Source organism: Nocardioides anomalus, from assembly GCF_011046535.1.
GTDB lineage: Bacteria > Actinomycetota > Actinomycetes > Propionibacteriales > Nocardioidaceae > Nocardioides > Nocardioides anomalus.
The window spans coordinates 218,681-241,101 of the sequence record NZ_CP049257.1; the positions used below are offsets into that span (position 1 = coordinate 218,681).

Sequence of the window (22,421 nt, forward strand, 5' to 3'; positions counted from 1 at the left end):
GACCGCGTGAGAGGGTGACGAGGTGCGGCTGAAGGTGGCGGTCGGCTGCTGGGTGGTCGCGGTGGCACTGCTGGCCGCGGTGCCGCTCGCCGCGCAGGGCGACCCCGAGGGCCTGGCGGCCGTGCCCGAGTTCGCGGGCCCGGCCTGGTGGCTCGGGCTCATGGTCATCACCCTCCAGGCGACCGTGCTCCAGCGCCAGCCGGCCATCCCGCGCGGCGCGGTGGTCGCGGTGGCGCTCGGCGCGCCGGCGGGCGCGCTGGTGGGCCTGCAGGACGCGGTCGGCGTCACGTCGGTGGCGGTGCTGGTGGCGACCTTCCTGCTCGTGGTGGGCGAGCCGCTGCGCGAGCTGTGGGGCTGGCTGGCGGCGGCGGCCGCGCTGGTGGCGCTGGGTCAGGTGCTCGCGCAGGTGGACGCCGGGAGCGACGTGGGGCCGGCGGTGAGCGGCGGGCTGGTGCAGGGCGTCGGCACCGTGGGCGTGGCCGTCCTCGTCGGTGCCGTCGTGCGGGCCCGCCGCGAGGTGAGCACCGCCCGGGAGGAGCGGCTGGAGGCGCTGCGGCGCGAGCAGGCGGCGCTGGTGGAGGTGGCGGTCGCGCGGGAGCGTACGGCGATGGCCCGCGAGCTCCACGACATCGCGGCCCACCACCTGTCCGGCATCACCATGGTCACCGGCGCGCTCGCCCGCCAGATCGACACCGACCCCGAGGGCGCCAAGGCGGCGGTCCGTGAGGTCCGCGCGCACAGCAAGGAGCTGCTGCGCGACCTGCGCGGCCTGGTCACGCTGCTGCGCGAGGGTCCGGCGGACGACGCCGACCGGCAGGAGACGCTCGCGGGTGTCGGTGCGCTGGTCGAGGCGGCCCGGCGCACGGGCGCGGACGTCCGGCTCACGGTGGACACCGTCGACGAGACGGGCGCAGTGGGCGCCGGCGTCGGGCCGCTGGCCCAGCTGTCGGCGTACCGCACGGTGCAGGAGGCGCTGGCCAACTCGGCCCGGCACGCCGGGGGAGCGCCGTGCGAGGTGGTGGTCGACGACCGCGGCGAGCGCGAGGTCGTGGTGAGCGTGCGCAACGGCGCGGGCCAGGACGCGGGGCCCGGCGGCGGCCTGGGGCTGGTCGGGATGCGGGAGCGCGCGGAGCTGACCGGCGCTGAGCTGAGCGCGGGACCGACGCCCGAGGGCGGGTGGCTGGTCGAGCTGCGGCTGCCCCGCGGCTGACTAGGCTCACCCGGTGATCCGCGTCCTGGTGGCCGACGACCAGGCCCTCGTGCGCACCGGCCTGACCACGATGCTCCAGGCCGAGCCGGACCTCGAGGTCGTGGCGGCGGTGAGCGACGGCCGGGCCGCGGTCGAGGCGGCCCACGAGCTCCGGCCGGACGTGGCCTGCCTCGACATCCGGATGCCGGTGCTGGACGGGATCGAGGCCACCCGGCAGCTGTGCGGGCCGGGGGTCGAGGAGCCGGTGCCGGTGCTGATCCTGACCACGTTCGACGTGGACGAGTACCTCTTCGGGGCCCTCGAGGCCGGCGCGTCCGGGTTCCTGCTCAAGGACGCCGAGCCCGAGGAGGTGGTCGCGGCGGTCCGGTCGGTGGCGGCCGGCAACGGCACCCTGGCCGACGAGCTGACCAAGCGGGTGCTGGCCGAGCTGGTCAGCCGCCGCGCGACCCAGCCGGTGACGGCGGCGCGGGCGACCGAGCTCCTCACGCCGCGCGAGCTCGAGATCCTGCTGCTGCTCGCCGAGGGGATGAGCAACGAGGAGATCGCGCGCACGCTGGTCGTCGAAGTCTCCACGGTGAAGTCGCACCTGGCCCGGATGCTGCCCAAGCTCGGCGTGCGCTCGCGGCTGCACGCGGCGGTCTGGGCCTACCAGAACGGCTTGGTGCAGCCCGGCCGCTGAGCCGCTTGCACCCAAAGGTGCAACCCGCCAGGACCCCTCCGGCGGCGCTCGTGGCGACGGTCGGCGCTGCCTAGCGTCGAAGCCATGGACACCCTCATGGACACCCTCAGTGACACCGTCCCGCTCGGGACGCACACGCAGGCCGCCGTACGGCTGGTCGACGTGCACAAGACGTACGCCGGCGCGACGCCGGTCGCCGCACTCCGCGGCGTCACCCTCGACCTGGCGCCGGGGTCGTTCACCGCGATCATGGGCCAGTCGGGCAGCGGGAAGTCGACGCTGCTGAACGTCGCCGCGGGCCTGGACGTCCCGAGCCGCGGCCAGGTGCTGGTCGGCGGGCAGGACACCTCGTCGCTGGGCGCGGACGACCTGACGCGGTTGCGCCGCGAGCACGTCGGCTTCGTCTTCCAGGCCTACAACCTCATCGGCCACCTCGACGTGCGCACCAACATCGAGCTCCCGCTCATGCTGGACGGGCGCGCGGCGGACGACGCCTGGCGCGCCGAGCTGGTCGCCACCCTCGGGCTCGACGGCATGGAGCGCCGGCTGCCCGGCGAGCTCTCGGGCGGCCAGGCCCAGCGCGTGGCCATCGCCCGCGCCCTGGTGACGCGACCGACGGTGGTCTTCGCCGACGAGCCGACCGGCGCGCTGGACTCGCGCACCGGCGCGCAGGTCCTGGACCTCCTGCGGGACACGGCGCGCCGGCTCGGGCAGACCGTCGTCCTCGTCACGCACGACAGCCGGGTGGCGGCCGCCGCCGAGCGCGTGGTCTTCCTCGCCGACGGCGTGGTCGTCGGCGACCTCGCGTCGCCCACGGTCGAGCAGGTCGGCGCCCGCATGATGGCGACGGGGCGGTGAGCGCCGTGAGCAGCAGCTGGACCCTGGCCACCGCCGGCGCCCGCGCCCACCGGGGCGCACTGGCCGGCACCGCGATCACCCTCGCGGCCGCCGGCGCGGTCCTCTCCGTCGTCGGCGTGCTCCTCGAGACCGGCCTGCGCGGCGGCACGGGCGTCGACGGCGGGACGCTGGTCGCCCTCGCCTCGTCGTACGCCGGCACCGCGCTGGTCGTCGTCGTCCTCGTCGTCGCGGCCACCGTGACCCTGGCCCTGCGGGGCCGGCGCCGCGAGTTCGCGTTGCTGCGCACCGTCGGCGCCACCCGCCGCCAGGTCCGCGAGCAGGTCTCGCGCGAGGTGCTCCTCGTGTCCCTGCTCGCCGTGCCCCTCGGCGCCGTCCCCGGCACCCTCCTCGCCACCCGGCTCCGGCCGCTCCTCGAGGACGCCGACGCGCTCACGGGCGGCGCGGGGCTGAGCCTCTCGCCACTGCCCGCGCTGGGCGCCCTGGCCGTGCTGGTCCCGAGCGCCCTGCTCATCGGACGGCTCGCGGCCCGCGAGACGCTGCGCACCCCGCCGACCGAGGCGGTGCGCCAGGCCACGGTCGAGGCGTCGACGGTCGGGCGGGTGCGCTGGGTCCTCGCCCTCGTCACGGCCGTCGCGGGCCTGTCCGCGGCCGGGACGCCCCTGTTCGTCCCCGGCACCATCGGCGGCGCGACGGCGGCCACCTCGGCGTTCCTGCTCATCGGCGCCGCGGCGCTGGCCGGCCCGCGGCTGGTGGGCTGGGCCTTCGGCCGGGCGGTCGCGGCGGCCCCGCAGGGAACCGGCCCGGCCACCCGGCTGGCGCTGCTCAACGCCCGCGGCTTCTCGCGGCGGCTGACCACGGTCGTCGTGCCCCTGGCCCTCGCGCTCGGCACCGGCACCGTGCAGACCAGCGTGGACCGGGCGGTCGCGGCGGCCGCGAGCCAGCAGCTGCGGGCCGCGATCGGCAGCCAGTACGTCGTCACCGGGCCGGACGCCGCCGCGGCGGCCGCCGCCGACGGCGTGACCGGCGCGGTGGCCATCGGCGACGCCCCGGTGCAGGTCCGCACCGACCCCGACGACGGGCCGGACGCCCTGGTCTACGAGTCCAGCGCGCTGCGGACCGTCCCGGCCGACGCACCCCGCTCGCTGTTCGACCCGGGCGTCACGCAGGGCTCGCTCCAGGCGCTCGCGGACGAGGGCACGGTCGCGGTCAGCGAGGACGCCGCCTTCGGGACCGGCCTCGGGCTGGGCGACCCGCTCGAGGTCCGCGTGGACGGCGTCTCGCACGAGCTGCGCGTCGTCGCGGTCTACGACCGTGGCCTCGGGGTGGGCGACTACCTCACCGCACCGGCCACCGCGGCCGAGGTCGGCGCGCAGACGCAGGCGACGACCGTGCTGGTCGACGGCAGCGACCGCGCCGCGCTCGCCGGGGACGGCCGCACGGTGGCCACGCCGGGTGCGTACGTCGACCGCGCGACCAGCGCGAGCGCCGCCCAGCAGCACCTGTCCTCGGTCCTGCTCCTCCTGCTGCTGGTCTTCGTCGGGCTCGGCGCCGCGAACGCCCTGGTGCTGACCACCGCCGGCCGCCGGTCCGAGCTCGCGCTGCTGCACCGCACCGGCACCACCCGCGCGCAGCTGCGGCGCATGGTGACGGTCGAGGCGCTGGTGACCGGCGGCCTGGCGTGGCTGGTCGGGACGCTCGCCGTGCTGCCGGCCGTGCTGGGGGTCTCCGGCGGGTTGCTCGGGTGGGGGGTGCCGGCCTTCGACGCCACGGCGTACGCCGTGCTCAGTGGCGCCGTCCTGCTGACCGCCCTGGCGGCCACGCTCGCCCCGGCGGTGTGGCTCACCCGGAGCCAGGGTCGGACGGGCTAGCGCCGGTCGCCCCCGCGGAGCAGCTGCGCGAGCGCCGTCCGGCGCAGCGCGGCTGCTTCGACCGCGGCGACGACGAGCGCCGCGAGGAGCGGGACCAGCGCCAGCAGCACCAGCCACCACGGCACGACCAGGTCGGGCGCGGAGGGCTGGCCGGTGACGAGCTGCAGCGCGAGCTGTCCGAGGGTCGTCCACGCCGCGGTGGCGCCGAGCACCAGGCCGGCCACCGCGGCCAGGGTGATGGGGGCGGTCAGCTCACCGGCCAGGACCCGGCGCAGCGGCCCCCGCTCCACGCCGAGCGCGCGCAGCCGGCCCAGGGACTCCGCGCGGGCCGGCGCGGCGACGGCGGCGGCCAGGACGACGCCGAGCACGGCGAGCAGCAGGAGCAGCGCGGCGCCGGCGAGGGCCAGCTCGAAGAGCGCCCGCGGCAGCGGCGCCCGGCGCTGTGCGGCCAACACCTCGGAGCGCAGCGTGAGGACACCGCCGCCCTCGTCGGCGCGCAGGGCGTCGGCGGCGCCCGGCCCGACGGCCCAGACCGTGTCCGGCGAGATGTCGAGCCCGTGCGCGGCCAGCGTGGCCCGGTCGACGACCACGACGGCCCCGTCGGTCGGGTCCAGCCCGGGCGCGCTGCCGACCACCGCGAGCGGGACCGGGTCGGCGTCCTCCCAGCGCAGCGTGAGGTCCTCGCGCAGGTTGGGGTCGCCGCCGGTGAGCAGGGCCGGCACCGACGAGCCGGAGTCGTCGGTGAGCCTCGCCAGGGCGGGCGCGTCGGGGAGCGCGCTGGCGTCCAGCAGCCGGGCGTACGCCGCCGCGTCGACGACGACCAGCCGCGCGCTCCCGGCACTGCCACGCGCGGAGATGCGGACGGCGTCGGCGACCCGGGCCGCGGCCGCCGCGGCCACGCCCGGAGCGTCGGCGGCCGCCGACGCCAGGTCCGCGGTGCCGTCGCTGGGCGGGGTCGTGAGCCGGGCGTCCCCGCCCACGCTGAGCAGCGCCCCCTCGCGCTGGCCCGCGCGCTCGGTGGCCGCGAGCGCGGCGCCGAGGGTGAGCTGGGCGACCGCGACCGACACCACCAGCAGGGGCAGGGCCCGGCCGCCGGTCGCGGCGACCCGGCTGGCCGCGAAGAACGCGGTCCCGCCGCGCGAGCGACGCGCGGCCCGCAGCGCCCAGCGGGCCAGCGGGGGCGCGGCGCGCACCACGAGGACGGCGCCGGCCAGGGCCCACCAGGTGCCGGCGCCGGCGGCGGTGAGGTCGGTCCGACCGTCGACGGTCACCCCGCGCTGGTGCAGCGCGACCCAGGACAGCGCGGCCACCGCGACCACGGCGCCCTCGACCAGCAGCCGGCGCAGGCGCCGGGCCCGGGCCGCCGTACGCAGCGCGGAGCGGTTCGCCGGGACCCGGCGGACATCGGTCACCGCGGCGGCCCGGAGCGCGCCCTGGGCCGGCGCGGCGAGCGCGGCCACGACCACCACCGGGAGCACCCACAGCCAGCCCACGTCGCCGAGCGCCAGCCGCACGGCGAGCACGCCGACGGCGGCGCCGAGCACGGCCACGGCCAGCGACTCCACGAACAGCTCGGCCGCGATGCCCAGCACGGTGGCACCGCGCTCGCGGGCCGAGGCGACCGGCCCGCTGCGCCGCGCGACCAGCAGCTGCGCGGCCAGCACGAGGACGAGCAGCGCGGCGGCGAGCAGCCCGAGCAGGAGCACGGCGGCCTGGCCGCGGGCCGAGTGGACCCGGGCCGCGCCGTCCTCGAGCACCAGGCCGAGCTGGCTGTCCCAGGAGAACGCGCCACCCGACCCGGCCGAGGCCTGGAGCTTGGCCACGCTCTGCTCGAGCACGTCGAGGTCGTCGTAGTGCATCCGCTCGGGCCGGGGCACGAAGACCACGCGCTGGACGATCTCGTCGGACGGTGCGGCGAGACGCAGGTCGGGCAGCGAGTCGGCGGAGACCAGCGCGGCGCCGGCGGTGCGCGGCGTGTTCTCGGTGACGCCGACCGAGGGTTGGAGCAGCTCCGGGAAGGGGGCCCACGGCTCGTCGGAGGGGTCGGCCGCGCGGTAGATCCCGCTGACGACGACGGACACCGGGCGGTTCTTGGAGTCCTCCGCGGGCAGCGGGTCACCGGCGGCGAGCCCGAGCGCCTGGGCGACGGCCTCGGAGAGCCCGACCTGCACGGGCCACTGGGTGCCGGGCGGCACCTTGGCGTCGGCCCGGTCGGCGCCCACGGAGGCCTGCGGCGGACCGCCGGACGTCCACGTCACGTCGAGCGGGGCGTCGCCGGGCGGGTCGACGTACACCAGCCGCAGGTAGCGCCCGGGCCCCGCGTCGAGCAGGTGCAGCGCCGGGGTGCTGACCGTGGCCACGCCCGGCCGGACCGCCGCGGCGAGGTCGTCCGACATCAGGTTGCGGGCGTAGGTGACGTTCTGCGCGACCTCGGTGGCCGAGCCCGGGTCGCGGCGGACCTGGGTGGGGTCGTCGTACCCGCGGGCCGCCGTGGCCACGACCGTGCCGCGGGTGCCGGCGTCGCGGACCGTCGCCGCGATCGCGTCGTCGGCCGTGCGCTGCGAGAGGGGAGCGACCGCGGCGAGCAGGGCCGAGGTGAGCGCGACGACGAGCGCGGTGAGGAGCAGCAGGCCGGGGTCGCTGCGGATCCGGCCGATGATCGTGGGGCGGTGGAGGCTCACGTCTCGTCCGTCCGCAGCAGCGACGGGTCGGCCCGGCGGACCTGCAGCGTCGCGACCACCGCGGCGACCAGGGCGGCGCCGACGAGGAGCCCGCCGTTGAGCAGGAGCTCGGAGTCCCAGGGCCACACCACCTGCGCCGCGGGCACCGGCGCGGCGCCGAGGTCGGAGCGCACCAGCAGCGGGCCGAGGGCCCAGGCCGCGGCACCGCCCACCGCGGCACCGAGCACCACCAGCGGGAGCAGCACCAGGGAGTGCTCGGTGAGCAGCAGGGTCCGGGCCGCCGGCCGGGTCAGCCCCATCGCGCGCAGCCGCAGCACCTCGGCCGCGCGGCGGCGCTGGTCGGTGCCGACGAGCAGGCCCGCGCCGGCCAGCAGCAGGACCGCACCGGCGCCGGTGAGGACCAGGAGCGCGGTCGGGGTGGTCGCCCGCAGCGGACCGCGGGCCAGCTCGTGGACGACCTCGGCCCGGCTGCTGACCGCGCCGAGGGACGCCAGCCGCGCCGCCGCGCCGGCCGGCGGGTCGTCGACCCAGTAGCCGTCCACGACCGGGTCCAGCCGCCCGGCGGAGAGCAGGACCCGCGAGAGCGTGTCCTCGTCGACCAGCACCGCCACCTGGCCGGGCTCGGAGGGGACGGTCGGGACCACCGCGGTGACCTCGAGCGGCACGCTCACGCCGCCGACGGTCGCCGACAGGGTGCCGCCGATCTTGGCGCCGGTGGCGTCGACGGTGGCCTGGGACAGCGCGGCGGGCACGGCGTCGGGCGCCGTGAACGAGGTCGCCAGCAGCTCGGCGTGCGAGTAGGCGAGGTAGGTCAGGTCCACGCGGGCGTCGGTGCGGAGCTCGACCCCGTCGCCGCTGCCGGTGACCGCGATGGTCGACGAGCGGACGGGGGTGTCCCGGCTGAGCGGGGTCACCTGCCACGCCGCGTCGTCGCTCCCGGCCTCGGCGCCCGGCAGCTGGAGCGAGAGGGTGAGCGGCACGGGCCGGGCCGCCCCCGTCGGCAGGGTGGGCGGGGCGCTGACCTCGAGCAGGACCGAGACGAGCCGACCGGCGCCGAAGGCGCTCAGCCACCGCAGCGGGTGCGCGGCACCGTCCAGGCGCACGGGCGCCGAGGCGACGTCGTAGCGCAGCCCGGTCTCGTCCTGCACCACCGCGGTGACCACGGCGCGCAGGTCGGCCGCGTCGATGGTCCCGGTCAGCTCGGCCGGCACCTCCTCGGGCACGGGTACGCCGCCCACCGGGTCGCCGGCGGCCAGGTCCGCGCCGATCTCGGACCAGCTCTGGGCGCCGGAGCGACCGCGCAGCAGGTCGCCGGCGTGCCCGGCGTCCAGGGCCAGCAGGACGGGCCGGGCGTCCGCGTCGCCGACGTACCGACCCAGGGCGACGCCCGGGGAGGCCACCGGCGAGACCGTGCCGCCGGGAACGGCGTCGGCCACGGCCCGCGCGTCGCGCAGGGTCGCCGCCCCGGGGAGCGTCACGGCGAGGTCGGTGCCCACCCGCAGGTCGGCCTGGTCGTGCTGCGAGCGCTCCCAGGTGGCCTGGAGCGCGATCCCGAACGTCGCGGCGGCGACCGCGGCGGCGAGCAGCACCAGCCCGAGCCCGGCGCGGGGCCGGCGGGCGGACTGCGCGGTCGCCAGGGGTACGACGAGCGAGCGGGCCCGGTGCCCGGCGCGGGCCAGCAGCGCCAGCAGCGGCGGCACCCGGCGCACCACCACCGCGGTCCCGGCCAGCAGGCACAGCACCGGCGCCAGCGTGGTCACCAGGTCGCCGGTGGACTCGGCCGTGGCGGGCTGGCTGTCCAGCTGCCACCACGCCAGCGCGGTGATCGCCAGGAGCAGCACGTCGAGGCTGACGTCGGCGACCACCCGCCGCCGGGTGCGGGGGCGGGCCACCGGCTCGCGGGCGGAGGCCTGCACGACCAGGGCCGAGGCCAGCAGCAGGGCACCGACCACGACGGTGACGACGAGGCCGACGGTCACCTCGGCCGACTGCGACAGCCCCGCCTCGGCCAGCGGTCCCACGCCGGTCAGCCAGGCGTGGGCCAGCGCGGCCAGGGGCACGGCCAGCACCGCGGCGACCAGCGCGACCAGGAGCGCCTCGAGCGCCGCCGCGGTGAGCTGCTGACGCACGGACAGGCCGATCCCGACGAGCAGTGCGCGCTCCTCGTCGCGGGCGGCGGCGACGAGGTGCCCGGCCAGCAGCAGCGCGGACAGGGCCAGCACGCTGACGAGCAGCAGGACCACGAGGACCGTCGAGCGGGTGCTGTCCACCTGGGCCTGCAGCCGGTCCAGGGTGCGCGGCAGCTCGGAGGCCAGGCGGGTGATCCGCGCGCGGTCGCCGATGTCGGCCGACAGCCGCGCCGACCCGTCGTCGAGGTCCCCGGCCGCCCGGCTCAGGCTGGCGTCGTCGGCCTTGGTCAGGGAGGGGGTGCCGGTGACCCGCAGCCCGGAGACGTGCGATCCGCTGGCCAGGAACGTCGGCTCGTCGACCACGAACGGCCCGGAGGTCGGGGCGGTCTGCGAGCCGTCGCTGTACGCCGGGTCGAAGCCGGCGCCCGAGAGCGGGTCGCCGGACCACGCGGCGGGATCGGTGATGCGGAAGGTGCCGACCAGGGTCACTGGGACCGGGTCGTGGTCCGAGCCGAGCCCGGTCTCGGTGCCGAGGGTGACCGCGTCGCCCACGGCCAGCCCGAGGCGCTCGGCGGCCGGCACCGGCAGCGCGGCCTCGCCGGGCCCGGCCGGCCACCGCCCGTCGACGACCTCGGCGCGGTCCTCGACGTCGCCGGTGGCGAGGTAGCCGAGCCCGCTGCCGTCGGCGAGCTGGCGCATCCGGGAGGTGGCGCTGCTGGTCACGGTCGGGTCCAGGCCGCCGAGCACCTCGCGCACCAGCGCCTCGGCGTCGTCGCGCGAGGAGGTCAGGTCCGCGCTGTCCAGGTCCACGACGTACGCCGTCACGTCGACGTCCGCCGGCGCCAGGCTCAGCACGCCGCCGTGGAAGGCGCGGTCCTGCGTCGGGCCGAGCAGGAGGGCGCACACGCCGAGCAGCGACGTGGCCACGGTGACCAGGGCGACGACCGCGACCAGGACCCGACCCTGCGCGCGCGCACGCCGCGCGACGTAGCCGAGCACGGCTCAGCGCAGGGTGGGGTCGGCGACCGCCCCGGGGGCCGTGCCGGCGACGCGACCGTCGGCCATGGTGAGCACCCGGTCGGCCAGCGACATCATCACCGGGTCGTGGGTGGCGACGACCGCGGTCACGCCCTCGGACTCCACGACCCCGCGCAGCAGGGCCATCACCGCGAGGCCGGTCTCGGCGTCGAGCTGACCGGTCGGCTCGTCGGCGACGAGCAGCCGCGGCGAGCCGGCCAGGGCGCGGGCGATCGCCACGCGCTGCTGCTGGCCGCCGGAGAGCTCGCCCGGTCGCTGCTGGGCGTGGTCGGCCAGGCCGACCAGCTCGAGCAGCAGCGCGACCCGGCGCTCGCGGTCGGCGACCGGCGTACGACGGAGCCGGAGGGGCACGCCGACGTTCTCGGCCGCGCTCAGCGCGGGGATGAGCCCGAAAGTCTGGAAGATGTAGGCGACCGAGTCGCGGCGCAGCCGGCTCAGCCCGGCGTCGTCGAGCCCGGTGACCTCGACGCCGTCCACGCGCACCGTGCCCTCGTCGGGCTGGTCGAGGCCGCCGAGCATGTTGAGCAGCGTGGTCTTGCCCGAGCCGGACCGGCCCACCACGGCCAGCAGCTCGCCGGGGGACACGTCGAAGGACACCTCGCGCAGCGCGTGCACGGTGGTCGGGCCGCTGCCGTAGGTGCGGGTGAGCCCGCGCACCTGCACCATCGCCTCGCCGGCCTCCGCGACCTCGACCCCGCGGTGCCGTCCGGCCGCGGGCGGGTCGGCGACGCTCACCGCGGCTCCCCGGTCGACGGGTCGGCGGCCGGGCGGTCGGAGCGGATCTCGACGTGGTCCGCGGCCAGTGCGAGCCGGACCCGGGCGGTCAGCTCGAGCGCCTCGCGGAACTCGCGGGGGACCTGGACGCGGCCGGCGCGGTCCATCACGGCGTACTCCTCGGCCACCCCGACGCCCTCCTCGCCGCTGCGCAGCACCTCGCTGCTCGTGCGGCCGTCGCGGATCGCGACCGTGCGGGCGACCTGGCCGCTCACCGCGGCGTCGTGGGTGACGACGACGACGGTGGCGCCGAGGTCGCGGTTGGCCGTGCGCAGGGCGTCGAAGACCTCCTGCGCCGTCTCGCTGTCGAGCTCGCCGGTCGGCTCGTCGGCCAGCAGGACCCGCGGCCGGTTGGCCAGGGCGACGCAGATGGCCACGCGTTGCTGCTCGCCGCCCGACATCTGATCGGGTCGGCGGTCGGCGCAGTGCGCCACCCCCACGGCCTCGAGCAGCTCGGTGGTGCGGGTGGCGCGCTCGGCCTTGCGGACGCCCGCGATGGTCTGCGGCAGGTCGACGACCTGGCTCGCGGTGAGGTACGGCACCAGGTTGCGCGCGGTCTGCTGGCGCACGAAGCCGACCACGTGGCGCCGGTAGCGCACCCGCTCCGCGCGGCCCAGGTCGCCGAGGTCGTTGCCGGCCACCACCGCGCGCCCGGCGGTGGGTGCGTCGACCCCCGCGAGCACCTGGAGCAGCGTGGACTTGCCGGAGCCCGAGGCGCCGACGATCGCGATCATCTCGCCCTCGGCCACGAGCAGGTCGAGTCCCTGGAGGGCCTGCACCTCGATGCCCTCAGCCTGGTAGATGCGCACCACGTTGTCGCAGACGACGAGGGCGTCGTGGCCGTACTCCGGGGCGCGCGCGGGAGCCGCCGGGAGCGTCAGCTCCGAACCCGCCACGCGCACCTCCCCAGACCACGGACGCGGTGATGCTACGCCCGCGGCGTCAGGACGTGCCGCACTAGCCGTCGAGGTCGGCGCGCAGCTCCTGGACCACGGAGTCGACGACGGCCACGAGGTCTCCGCCGGTCGCCTCCGCGACCCGGCGCTGGCGTTGGTACGACGCGCCGCGGGCCGGGACGTCGAGCACGCTGGCGAGCTCGGCCGCGCAGCCGAGCCGCTCGGCCACCGGCTCGAGCCGGGCCACCAGCCGGGCCAGGTCGTCGGTGATGAGCTCCTCGTGGGAGTCGGCGTCGAGGATGACGATGGCGTCCAGGCCGTAGCGGGCGGCGCGCCACTTGTTCTCCTGCACGTGCCACGGCGGCATGGTCGGCAGCTGCTCGCCGCGGGCCAGCCGGGTGTCGAGGTCCACGACCAGGCAGTGGGTCAGCGCGGTGAGGGCCGCCAGGTCGGTGAACGTGGAGACGCCGTCGCAGACCCGGTTCTCCAGGGTGCCGAGGTGCGGGGCCGGCCGCAGGTCCCAGCGCACCTCCGACAGCTCGTCGATGACGCCGGTGGTCAGCTGGTCGCCGACGAAGGACTCGAACTCCGGCCACGTCTCGAACTGGAACGGCAGCCCCGCGGTCGGCAGCTGCTGGAACATCAGCGCGCGGTTGGAGGCGTACCCCGTGTCGACGCCCGACCAGATCGGCGACGACGCGCTCAGCGCCTGCAGGTGCGGGTAGTGGTTGAGCAGGCTGTTGAGCACGGGCAGCACGCGGTCGCGCTCGGGCAGCCCGACGTGCACGTGCACACCCCAGATCAGCATCTGCCGGCCCCACCACTGGGTGCGGTTGATCAGCTCGGCGTACCGGTGGCCCTCGGTCAGCTGCTGGCCGCTCCAGTCCGCGAACGGGTGCGTGCCCGCGCCGAACAGGTCGATGCCGAGGTCGTCGCCGGCCGGGACGACGACCTCGAGGGTCCGGCGCAGGTCGGCCATCGCCTCCGGCACGGTGCGGCAGATCCCCGTGACGACCTCGACCGTGTTCTGCAGCAGCTCCTTGTGCACCCGGCCGGGATCGGGGAGCCGGGCCTTGGCGCGGGCGAAGAGGTGCGCGGCGTCGTTGCGCAGGTCGCGGCTCCTGCGGTCGACCAGCGCCAGCTCCCACTCCACGCCCAGGGTCGGCTCGGGCGAGCCGTGGAAGTCGATGCGCACGCGGGGAAGGTACCCGCGCCGCCGGCGCCGCCGGTCAGAGCGTCCGGAGCAGCTCCAGCCACGGCTCGTGGCTGCCGTCGAACGGCGGCATCCGGTTGGTGACCGCGGTGCGCACCAGGTCGCGGGTGGCCATGGCCAGGTCGACCACCTCGCGCGGGTAGTCCCACTCGACCCGGTGCTCGTCGAACTCGTCCTGGTCGTCGACGTACACGCTGTGGTCCAGCGCCTCGACCACGTCGAGGTCGAGGTCGACCGCCCGCACGATCCGCCCGTCCCACCGCGGCACCGTGGTCATGTCGACGTAGGTCCACACGTCGCCGCCCGGTCCGTGGAACGTGGCCAGCCACGCCTGCCCGACGGCCGTGCCCGCCGCCGGCACCAGCCCCACCTGGTGGTTGGTCGTCGTGAACTCCCGCCCCGGCCGCGACATGTGCGTGCCCTCCGGGAAGCCGATCCAGTCGCCCGCGTGCGTCGCGCCCAGGTAGACCGCGTCCATCTCCCAGTGCGGCTGGTCGCCCCACTTGGTCATCGCGACGCGGACCGCGTCCCCGCGCTGGGGCGCGCTCACGCCGGCACCCGCGTGCGCAGCGCCTCGAGCCACGGCCGGTGGCTGCCGTCGTACGGCGCGGCGCCGGCCCCGAGGGCGGCGCGGACCTCCTGGACCGTCGCCCGTGCTGCGGTCACCACGTCGGGCGGGTACGCCGGCGCGTGCGCCTCGAACTCGTCCTCGTCGGCGACCAGCACCGCCCCGCCCACCTGGCGCACCACGTCGAGGTCGAGGTCCACGCACGTCACCGCGGAACCGTCCCAGACGCACGGGGTGGCGATGTCGACGTACACCTCGCTGGTCGTCGTCGGGTCGTAGAAGCCGGCCCGCCACCACGCATCCGGGGCGAGCAGCGTGACCCAGTCCGACGCCGCGGCGTAGCGGTTGCCCCCGCGGGAGCACGGCGTGCCGGCGCGGGCGCCGACCCAGTCGCCGTGCTCGTCCGCGCCGAGCCAGGCCCCGGTGAACGCCGAGTGCGGCCGGTCGGGCCACCTGGTCATGAGCACCCGGACCGGGTCGCCGGGGGAGAGGGGCACCCCCCGTTCCTACCTCAGACCACCGTCGCCTTGTCGGGGAGCACGCGCTTGGAGGCCATCGCGACCACGTCCTGGTAGCGCGAGCCGAGGACCTTGGCGAAGGTGTGGACGGCGTGGGCGTCGAGCCCGACGAGGACGCGGGCGCGGTTCTTGAGGATGCCGTTGACGATGATCTCGGCGGCGCGCTCGGGCGTCATCTTGGCCAGCTTCTCGTCGAACAGCTTGGCCGTGGCCTCCTGCGACTCCTTGGCCGAGACGCGGGCGTTGCGGGCGATGGCGGTCTTGATGCCGCCGGGGTGGACGGCGGTCACGCCGACGGGGTGGCCGGCGATGAGCATCTCCTCGCGCAGCGCCTCGGTCATGCCGCGCACGGCGTACTTGCTGGCGTTGTACATCGACTGACCGGGCATCGAGACCAGCCCGAACAGCGAGGACAGGTTGACGACGTGGCCGTCGCCGGAGGCGATGAGGTGGGGCAGGAACTCCTTGGTGCCGTGGACGACGCCCCAGAAGTTCACGCCGATGATCCAGTCGATGTCGTCGTACTCGAGGTCGGTGAGGTCGCCGGCGAGGGCGACGCCGGCGTTGTTGACGACCACGTTGACGCGCCCGTAGTGCTCGACCACCTCGAGGGCGTAGCGCTGCACCGCGGCGCGGTCGGCCACGTCGAGGTGGTCGCTCTTGACGCGGGTGCCGCCGAAGCGCCGCACCTGCGCGACGGTCTCGGCCAGCCCGGCGTCGTCGACGTCGGAGAGCGCGAGGTGCGAGCCGCGGCGGGCCAGGTCGAGGGCGAGGGCGCGGCCGATGCCGGAGCCGGCCCCGGTGATCACGACCACCTTGTCGTCGAGGGTCTTCACTGCGCTGCCTCCAGGTAGCTCTCGGGGTCGTACGACGCCAGGCGGCGCCGGAAGTCGGCGGTCGAGCGTGGCCACAGCGTGGTGTTGCGGCCGTGCTCGTCGAGGTACCAGCTCGAGCAGCCGCCGGTCGTCCACACGGTGCGGCGCATCCGCTTCTGCAGCGCCCGGTTGAACGCCGCGGTGGCCTGCTCGGTCGGCTCGAGGGTGGCGACCCCGTCGCGGCGCATCCGGCGCAGCGCGTCGCGGACGTAGGTCACCTGCGACTCGATGATGTGGATCATGCTGGTGTGGCCCTGGCCGGTGTTGGGGCCGACGAGCATGAACAGGTTCGGGAAGTCCGGGACCGTCGTGCCCTTGTACGCCGCCATCCCGCTCGCGCGCCAGCGGTCGGCCAGGGTCTGGCCGGAGCGGCCGGTGATGTGCTCGGTGACGGGCAGCTCCGTGGTGTGGAAGCCGGTGGCCACGACGAGGACGTCGATCTCACGCTCCGTGCCGTCCGCGGTCACGACTCCGCTGCCGGTGACCTTGGCGATCGGGTCGGTGACCAGCTCGACGTTGTCCGCGGCCAGCGCCGGGTAGTAGTCGTTGCTGCGCAGGATGCGCTTGCAGAACAGTCGGAACGTCGGCGTGACCTTGCGGCGGAGCTCGGGGTCGGCGATGCCGCGCTCGATGTTCTTGGCCGCCTGCCGCTGCACCGGCGCACCGAGGCGCGGCTCGAGGGTCAGGGCCGGGACCAGGGCCTCGTGCGACCAGTACAGGCCGGCGCGGTAGAGCGTGCGCAACCCGGGCACGCGCTGGAGCGCCGCGCGCTCGAGCCGGCTGTAGACCCGGTCGTTGCGGGCGATCACCCACGGCGCGGTGCGCTGGTAGACGTCGAGGTGGCCGACCACCTCCTGCAGCTCGGGGATGATCTGGATCGCCGAGGCGCCGGTGCCGACCACCGCGACCCGCAGGCCGGTCAGGTCGACGGAGTGGTCCCAGCGCGCAGAGTGGAAGACGTGGCCCTGGAAGGTCTCGAGGCCGTCGATGTCGGGCAGCTTCGGCTCGGACAGCCCGCCCGCGGCGACGATGAGCGTCTTGCTCGTCCAGGTGCCGCGCGGCGTGCGGATGGTCCAGCGCCGGGCCGCGTCGTCCCAGCGCATGTCCTCGGCCGGTGCGTCGAACACGAAGCGGTCGAGCGTGCCGGACCGCTCGGCGACCTGCTTGACGTAGGCCTGGATGTCGGGCTGCGGGGAGTAGGAGCGCGGCCAGTCGTAGGGCGCGAACGAGTAGGAGTAGAGCTGGCTCGGCACGTCGCAGGTGGCGCCCGGGTAGGTGTTGTCGCGCCAGGTGCCGCCGAGGTCGCTCGCCTTCTCCAGCACCACGAAGTCCCGCTCGCCGTCCTCCTCGAGCCCGATCGCCGCGGCCAGCCCGGCGAACCCCGAGCCGATGACCACGTGGTCGACGGTGTGCACCTCGCTGCTCATGTCCCGACGGTATTGCCCTTGTTGAACAAGTGTCAATAAGATCGGCACCGTGACCGCGCCCACACGCTCCCGGCTCCCGCCCGAGGCGCGCCGCAGTCAGCTGCTCGACCTCGGCGTACGGCTGCTGGCGACGCGCTCGCTCGACGAGCTGTCGGTCGACCTGCTGGCCGAGGAGGCCGGGATCTCGCGCGGGCTGCTCTACCACTACTTCGGCAACAAGCACGACTTCCGCGAGGCCGTCGTACGACGCGCAGCGGACGACCTCATCGCCCAGACCGCGCCGCCGCCTGGCGGCGACCCGCTCGAGCGGCTGCACGCCTCGCTGGCGGCCTACGTCGACTACGTGCTGGCCAACTTCGAGGGCTACGTCTCGCTGCTCAAGGGCTCGGCCGGCGGCAGCGAGGCGGTGCGCGCGATCTACGAGGAGGTGCGCGGCGTCCTGAGCGAGCGGATCTTCACCGAGGACCCGGACGGTGAGTTCATCGCCGACACCCCGCACAACCGGTTGGTCGTGCGGGGCTGGTCGGCGCTGACCGAGGAGCTGGTCATCACCTGGGGCACCGACCGGCGCGCCGGCCGCGCGACGGTGACCCGCGAGGAGCTGCTCGAGGTCATCACCGGCGCGCTCCCGGCCCTCGTGCGTCCCCCGTCGGCGGGATAGTCACGGACGGGACCGGGGTCGATCGCGGTGATCGACCCCGTTCCCGTCCGTGACCATCCCGCCGGCGGGCAGTGTCAGGCGGAGGCCCCGACGACGTCGGCGAGCTGGTCGAGGCCCCAGGACAGGTCCTCGGGCGAGACCACGAGCGGCGGGGCCAGACGGATGGTGGAGCCGTGGGTGTCCTTGGCCAGGACGCCGCGGGCCATGAGCGCCTCGCAGACCTCGCGGCCGGTGCCGATGGCGGGGTCGATGTCGACGCCGGCCCAGAGGCCGCGGGTGCGGACGCCGACCACGCCGTGGCCGACCAGCGCCTCGAGGCGCGAGCGGAGGAGGACGCCGAGGTCGGTGGCCCGCGCCTGGAACTCGCCGGTGCGCAGCAGCTCGACGACGGTCAGGCCGACGGCGCACGCGAGCGGGTTGCCGCCGAAGGTGGAGCCGTGCTGGCCGGGCTTGAGCACGCCGAGCACGTCGCGGTCGGCCACGACGGCCGAGACCGGGACGATGCCGCCGCCGAGCGCCTTGCCCAGGACGTAGAGGTCGGGGACGACGTCCTCGTGGTCGCAGGCGAACGTCGTGCCGGTGCGGCCGAGGCCGGCCTGGATCTCGTCGGCGGCGAAGAGCACCTGGTGCTGGGTGCAGAGCTCGCGGACGCCGCGCAGGTAGCCCTCCGGCGGGATGACCACGCCGCCCTCGCCCTGGATCGGCTCGACGAGCACGGCCACGGTGCGCGGGGTGATCGCGGCCTCGAGGGCCGCGAGGTCGCCGTACGGGACGGTGACGAAGCCGGGCGTGAACGGGCCGAAGCCGTCGCGGGCGTCGGGGTCGTCTGAGAAGCCGACGATGGTGGTGGTGCGGCCGTGGAAGTTGCCGGACATCACGATGATCTCGGCGGTGTCGGCGGGCACGCCCTTGACCTCGTAGCCCCACTTGCGGGCCACCTTGATGGCGGTCTCGACGGCCTCGGCGCCGGTGTTCATCGGCAGCACCAGGTCCTTGCCGCACAGCTCGGCGAGCGCGGCGGTGAAGTCGGCGAATCGGTCGTGCACGAACGCTCGGCTGGTCAGCGTGAGCTGGTCGAGCTGGCTGTGCGCGGCGGCCAGGAGCGAGGGGTGGCCGTGGCCGAAGTTGAGCGCGGAGTAGCCGGCCAGCAGGTCCAGGAAGCGCCGTCCGTCGACGTCGGTCATCCAGGCGCCCTCGGCGTGCGCGACCACCACCGGCAGCGGGTGGTAGTTGTGCGCGGTGTGCGCCTCCGCCCGCTCGAACTCCGCGCGGCTGTGGATCTGCTCGTCGGTGGTGGTCACGCCTCAAGATTGTCAGACAATCGGGGCCGAGGCTAGTCGGCGAGCGCGACCCCGGCCGCGTCGTACCGGACGCCCTCTTCGTGGCTGCGGAACGCCGCCCGCACCGCGGCCGGCACCTCGCTTACGACCTCGGACAGCAGGGTGGTGGAGGAGTAGTCGCGCTGGTCGCTGCGGAGGTGGGTGGAGAGCACCTGTCCCGTCGCGCGATCCACGACGATCGTCTCGGTGCTGGAGGAGACGGCGTCGTCGAAGGTGATCTCGACGGTCGGCCGGTCGCCGGCGCGGGCGTCGGCGGTGTGCACGCCGTCGACCTCGGCCAGCGCCTCGTACGCCGCGGCCAGCGTGCGCGGCGGCAGCGTGTGCGAGGTCATCAGGGTCCGCAGCGCCTCGAACAGGGCCTCGTCGTGCGAGGAGGACCCGGAGACCCGGGGGTCGAGGTAGGCCAGCAGGTCGTCGGCGTCGTCGGGGAGCGAGGCGGCGAACTCCGGCGTCGGGTCGGCCAGCGACGGTGGGGCGTCGTCGTCGAGCACGTCGTAGGACGTCCAGCCGGCCGACGGGCGGCGCTCGACCAGCAGGAGCCGGCCGTCCCAGCTGGTCCACGTCTCACGGACGGTGTCCAGCACCGGCACCTCGCCGGTGCTCGGCTCGTTGCGCTGCACCGAGCGGGACCGCTCGTGCAGCCAGGTGCCCTCCTGGAGCACCGTGCCGTCGTACGACGCGGCGCTGCGGGCCAGGAGGTGCAGGTCGGCGGCGGTGGCGTCCCCGGTCGGCAGCAGGGTGGGCACGGCGAGCCCGGCCACGGCCGCGGCGGCGACGCCGAGCAGCGCGGCCCGCCGGGCGCGGCGGGGCCGCGGTGCGCGCACCCGGCCGAGCAGGGCGGCGCGGTCGGCGGGCGCCCACATCCGGTCCAGCTCGGCGTCGGTCGGGCGGGCGTCGGCGAGGCGGGTCAGCAGGTCGGTCATCGGGTCTCCTGGGTGGCGAGGATCGGGGTGGGGCGGGCGGTGAGCCGCTTGCGGGCGCGGTGCAGCCGGACCGAGAACGCGTTGGGGGTGACGCCGAGGACGCGCGCGGCCTGGTCCGGGGTGAGGCCGTCCCAGGCCACCAGCAGCAGGGCCTCGCGCTCCTTGGGCGACAGTGCGGCCAGCGCGTGCAGGCAGGCGTCGCGCTCGGCCACCACCTCCTCGGCCGAGGCGCCGGCCCGGCCGTGCCAGCCGTCGCGGACCGCGGCCCGCCACCACTCCTGCGCGGTCGCCTCGCGCCGCCGGCGGTTGGCCGCGAGCTTCCGGACGACGCCCACCAGCCAGGCGCGGGCGTCACCGGGCTCGAGAGGTACGTCGGCCAGGCGCCGCACCACGACCTCGAAGGCGTCGGCGACCAGGTCCTCGGCGGTGGCCGGGTCGCCGTGGCGCCGGGCGTAGGCGAAGAGCCGGGCGGCGTGGGCGGCGTACAGCGCGCTCAGCCGCTGGTCGGCGTCGGGGTCGCGGGGAGGTCTCACACCATGGTCTTGTCGCGGGGAGCCCCGACCTTACGGCCGGAGCCGGACCGCGATGGTGGTGCCACCCGGCGCGCTGTGCAGGCTCACGGTGCCGCCGTGCGAGCGGACGATGGCCTCGACCAGGGACAGGCCGAGCCCGGCGCCGCCCGAGCGCTCGCGGGCCTCGTCGACCCGGGCGAACCGTTCGAAGGCCTGGTCCACGAAGTCCGGCGGGAAGCCGGGGCCGTCGTCGTGCACGTCGAAGCCGTCGGGACGGCCGGTGACCGTGACCGTCGTGCCGGCCGGCGTGTGCTTGCGGGCGTTCGTCAGCAGGTTGGTGACCACCTGGTGCAGCCGCTGCTCGTCGCCGGTCACCTCGACCGGCTCGTCCGGCAGCTCGAGGCGCCAGCGGTGGTCGGGTGCGACCACGCGCGCGTCGGAGACGGCCTCGAGGAGCAGGTGGGTGAGGTCGACCGGCTCGGCGGCGAGTGGGCGGCCGGCGTCGAGGCGGGCCAGCAGCAGCAGGTCCTCGACCAGCGAGGTCATCCGCCCGGACTCCTCCTCGACCTTGCCCAGCGCCGTGCGCACGGTGTCCTGGTCGTCGCCACGTCGGCGGGCCAGCTCGGTGTAGCCGGCGATGGTGGCCAGCGGCGTGCGCAGCTCGTGGGAGGCGTCGGCCACGAACTGGCGCACCTGCTGCTCGCTGCGGTGCCGCTCGGCCAGCGAGGTCTCGACGTGCGCGAGCAGGGTGTTGAGGGCCGCGCCGACCTGGCCGACCTCGGTGCGCTCGTCGGTCAGGTGTGCCGGCACCCGCTCGTGCAGCTCGATCTCGCCCTCGGTCAGGTCCAGCTCGGAGACGCGGTCGGCGGTGGCGGCGACCTCGCGCAGCGGCCGGAGCTGGCGCCGCACCAGGAGCAGACCGCCGCCGGCGGCCAGCACCGTCCCGAGGGCGACGAGCACCGCCTCGTAGCCGATGAGCGAGTGGACCGCCTCGGAGACCTCCTCGGTCGGCAGGGCCACGACGACCGTGCCGGGCTCGCCCCGGACGGAGCCGGCCGCGGCCCGCGCGCGGTAGCCGCCCAGCCCGGGCACGTCGAGCGCGTGGATCTCGCCGTCCGTCGGCACGTCCGCTAGCGCCTGGAGGGCGTCGTCGTCGAGCTCGGTGCGGTCCGGTCCGTAGCCGGAGCGGTAGCCGAGGCCGTCACCCGACCCGTCGGGGAAGCCCGCCTGCAGCGTGCCCGGCTGCGCGTTGCCGAGACCCCCCGGTCCCGGACCCGGACGCTCGACGATCTGGGTGAGCTGGTTGTCCACCTGGCGGGTCAGCCGGTTCTGGATCGCCAGCGTGGCGGCGACGCCGATGAGCACCGAGACCACGAGGACCAGCGCGACCGCGGTGACCACGAGCCGCGCGGTGAGCGTCCTCACGACGCGGGCTTGAGCACGTACCCGGCGCCGCGCATGGTGTGGATCATCGGGGCGCGGCCGGCGTCGATCTTCTTGCGCAGGTAGGAGATGTAGAGCTCGACGACGTTGGCCTGGCCGCCGAAGTCGTAGTTCCAGACCCGGTCCAGGATCTGCGCCTTGCTGAGCACCCGGCGCGGGTTGCGCATGAGGAAGCGCAGCAGCTCGAACTCGGTGGCGGTCAGCGCGATCTCCTCCCCGGCGCGCGAGACCTCGTGGCTGTCCTCGTCGAGCTCGAGGTCGCCGACGCGCAGCACCGAGCTCTCCGCCACCCGCTGGGCGCCCGAGCGGCGCATCAGCCCGCGCAGTCGGGCCACCAGCTCCTCGAGCGAGAACGGCTTGGTCACGTAGTCGTCGCCCCCGGCGGTCAGCCCGGCCACCCGGTCTTCGACGGCGTCGCGGGCGGTGAGGAAGACGACGGGCACGTCGGGCAGCGCGGTGCGCATCCGGCGCAGCACCTCGAGGCCGTCGACGTCGGGCAGCATCATGTCCAGCACGACGGCGTCGGGACCGAGCTCCTTGGCGGCGTTCACCGCCGAGGTCCCGGTGTGCGCCGTCTGCACCTGCCAGCCCTCGTAGCGCAGCGCCATCGAGATGAGCTCGGCGATGTTGACCTCGTCGTCGACGACGAGGACGCGCAGGGGCGACCCGTCCGGGCGGGTCAGGTCGGCGGCGGGAGCGACGGGCACGGTCCCAGCATGACCGCGTTCGCTGTGGGTTCGCTGTGAGCACGCGGCGCGGAAATTGTCCGGGCCCGCACCCAACCGGATTGGCCCGGCCTCCGTCACAC

Annotated in this window: 19 protein-coding genes; 5 read left to right on the top strand and 14 right to left on the bottom strand. The window is 75.9% G+C overall.

Annotation, left to right across the window (positions count from 1 at the left end; genetic code table 11):
• The first annotated feature begins 22 nt into the window (after positions 1 to 22).
• From G5V58_RS01205 to G5V58_RS01220, 4 genes are all read left to right on the top strand, one after another.
• Entirely contained in the window at positions 23 to 1,210 is a 1,188-nt protein-coding gene (locus tag G5V58_RS01205; protein WP_165228031.1) for a sensor histidine kinase, read from the top strand.
• 13 nt (positions 1,211 to 1,223) lie between these two features.
• Complete coding sequence (locus G5V58_RS01210; protein WP_165228033.1) at positions 1,224 to 1,889, top strand: response regulator; 666 nt, start codon at positions 1,224 to 1,226, stop codon at positions 1,887 to 1,889.
• A gap of 84 nt (positions 1,890 to 1,973) precedes the next feature.
• The gene (locus tag G5V58_RS01215; protein ID WP_230486986.1) at positions 1,974 to 2,747 is read left to right on the top strand and encodes an ABC transporter ATP-binding protein; all 774 of its coding nucleotides are present in this window, start codon (positions 1,974 to 1,976) and stop codon (positions 2,745 to 2,747) included.
• Between the two features lie 5 nt (positions 2,748 to 2,752).
• The gene (locus G5V58_RS01220; protein ID WP_165228035.1) at positions 2,753 to 4,615 is read left to right on the top strand and encodes an FtsX-like permease family protein; all 1,863 of its coding nucleotides are present in this window, start codon (positions 2,753 to 2,755) and stop codon (positions 4,613 to 4,615) included.
• Here the strand turns inward: G5V58_RS01220 and G5V58_RS01225 are convergent.
• The 9 genes from G5V58_RS01225 to G5V58_RS01265 form a co-directional block, all read right to left on the bottom strand.
• On the bottom strand, positions 4,612 to 7,296 hold the full coding sequence (locus G5V58_RS01225; RefSeq protein WP_165228037.1) for an FtsX-like permease family protein: 2,685 nt from the start codon (positions 7,294 to 7,296) through the stop codon (positions 4,612 to 4,614). The two genes, G5V58_RS01220 and G5V58_RS01225, sit on opposite strands and share 4 nt — an antisense overlap.
• Positions 7,293 to 10,424, bottom strand: coding sequence for an FtsX-like permease family protein (locus G5V58_RS01230; protein ID WP_165228039.1), 3,132 nt, complete (start codon positions 10,422 to 10,424; stop codon positions 7,293 to 7,295). The genes G5V58_RS01225 and G5V58_RS01230 overlap by 4 nt, the downstream gene beginning before the upstream one ends.
• Before the next feature lie 3 nt (positions 10,425 to 10,427).
• Complete coding sequence (locus G5V58_RS01235) at positions 10,428 to 11,198, bottom strand: ABC transporter ATP-binding protein (protein WP_230486987.1); 771 nt, start codon at positions 11,196 to 11,198, stop codon at positions 10,428 to 10,430.
• A complete protein-coding gene (locus G5V58_RS01240; RefSeq protein WP_165228041.1) occupies positions 11,195 to 12,133 on the bottom strand; it encodes an ABC transporter ATP-binding protein in 939 nt (312 codons plus the stop codon). Before G5V58_RS01240 ends, G5V58_RS01235 begins: the two co-directional genes overlap by 4 nt.
• Before the next feature lie 61 nt (positions 12,134 to 12,194).
• Complete coding sequence (locus G5V58_RS01245; RefSeq protein WP_165228043.1) at positions 12,195 to 13,328, bottom strand: glutamate--cysteine ligase; 1,134 nt, start codon at positions 13,326 to 13,328, stop codon at positions 12,195 to 12,197.
• Between the two features lie 34 nt (positions 13,329 to 13,362).
• The gene (locus G5V58_RS01250) at positions 13,363 to 13,896 is read right to left on the bottom strand and encodes a DUF402 domain-containing protein (RefSeq protein WP_165228045.1); all 534 of its coding nucleotides are present in this window, start codon (positions 13,894 to 13,896) and stop codon (positions 13,363 to 13,365) included.
• Positions 13,893 to 14,411: a DUF402 domain-containing protein gene (locus G5V58_RS01255; RefSeq protein WP_165228047.1), complete on the bottom strand. Its 519-nt coding sequence runs from the start codon at positions 14,409 to 14,411 to the stop codon at positions 13,893 to 13,895. The genes G5V58_RS01250 and G5V58_RS01255 overlap by 4 nt, the downstream gene beginning before the upstream one ends.
• A gap of 14 nt (positions 14,412 to 14,425) precedes the next feature.
• Positions 14,426 to 15,268: an SDR family NAD(P)-dependent oxidoreductase gene (locus G5V58_RS01260; RefSeq protein WP_165228049.1), complete on the bottom strand. Its 843-nt coding sequence runs from the start codon at positions 15,266 to 15,268 to the stop codon at positions 14,426 to 14,428.
• Entirely contained in the window at positions 15,265 to 16,734 is a 1,470-nt protein-coding gene (locus G5V58_RS01265; RefSeq protein ID WP_165228051.1) for a flavin-containing monooxygenase, read from the bottom strand. The genes G5V58_RS01260 and G5V58_RS01265 overlap by 4 nt, the downstream gene beginning before the upstream one ends.
• Positions 16,735 to 16,783: 49 nt before the next feature.
• On the opposite strand from G5V58_RS01265, the gene G5V58_RS01270 reads away from it, so the two are divergent.
• The gene (locus G5V58_RS01270; RefSeq protein ID WP_230486988.1) at positions 16,784 to 17,395 is read left to right on the top strand and encodes a TetR/AcrR family transcriptional regulator; all 612 of its coding nucleotides are present in this window, start codon (positions 16,784 to 16,786) and stop codon (positions 17,393 to 17,395) included.
• 74 nt (positions 17,396 to 17,469) lie between these two features.
• Here G5V58_RS01270 and rocD read toward each other — a convergent pair whose 3' ends face one another.
• The 5 genes from rocD to G5V58_RS01295 are packed head-to-tail and all read right to left on the bottom strand — an operon-like array spanning position 17,470 to position 22,320.
• Positions 17,470 to 18,696, bottom strand: coding sequence for an ornithine--oxo-acid transaminase (gene rocD / locus G5V58_RS01275; protein ID WP_329957551.1), 1,227 nt, complete (start codon positions 18,694 to 18,696; stop codon positions 17,470 to 17,472).
• A 32-nt stretch (positions 18,697 to 18,728) separates the two neighbouring features.
• The gene (locus tag G5V58_RS01280) at positions 18,729 to 19,658 is read right to left on the bottom strand and encodes a CU044_5270 family protein (RefSeq protein ID WP_165228053.1); all 930 of its coding nucleotides are present in this window, start codon (positions 19,656 to 19,658) and stop codon (positions 18,729 to 18,731) included.
• Positions 19,655 to 20,191, bottom strand: coding sequence for an RNA polymerase sigma factor (locus G5V58_RS01285; protein WP_165228055.1), 537 nt, complete (start codon positions 20,189 to 20,191; stop codon positions 19,655 to 19,657). The genes G5V58_RS01280 and G5V58_RS01285 overlap by 4 nt, the downstream gene beginning before the upstream one ends.
• A 30-nt stretch (positions 20,192 to 20,221) precedes the next feature.
• Complete coding sequence (locus G5V58_RS01290) at positions 20,222 to 21,595, bottom strand: sensor histidine kinase (protein WP_165228057.1); 1,374 nt, start codon at positions 21,593 to 21,595, stop codon at positions 20,222 to 20,224.
• Entirely contained in the window at positions 21,592 to 22,320 is a 729-nt protein-coding gene (locus G5V58_RS01295; RefSeq protein ID WP_165228059.1) for a response regulator transcription factor, read from the bottom strand. The genes G5V58_RS01290 and G5V58_RS01295 overlap by 4 nt, the downstream gene beginning before the upstream one ends.
• Positions 22,321 to 22,421 lie beyond the last annotated feature (101 nt).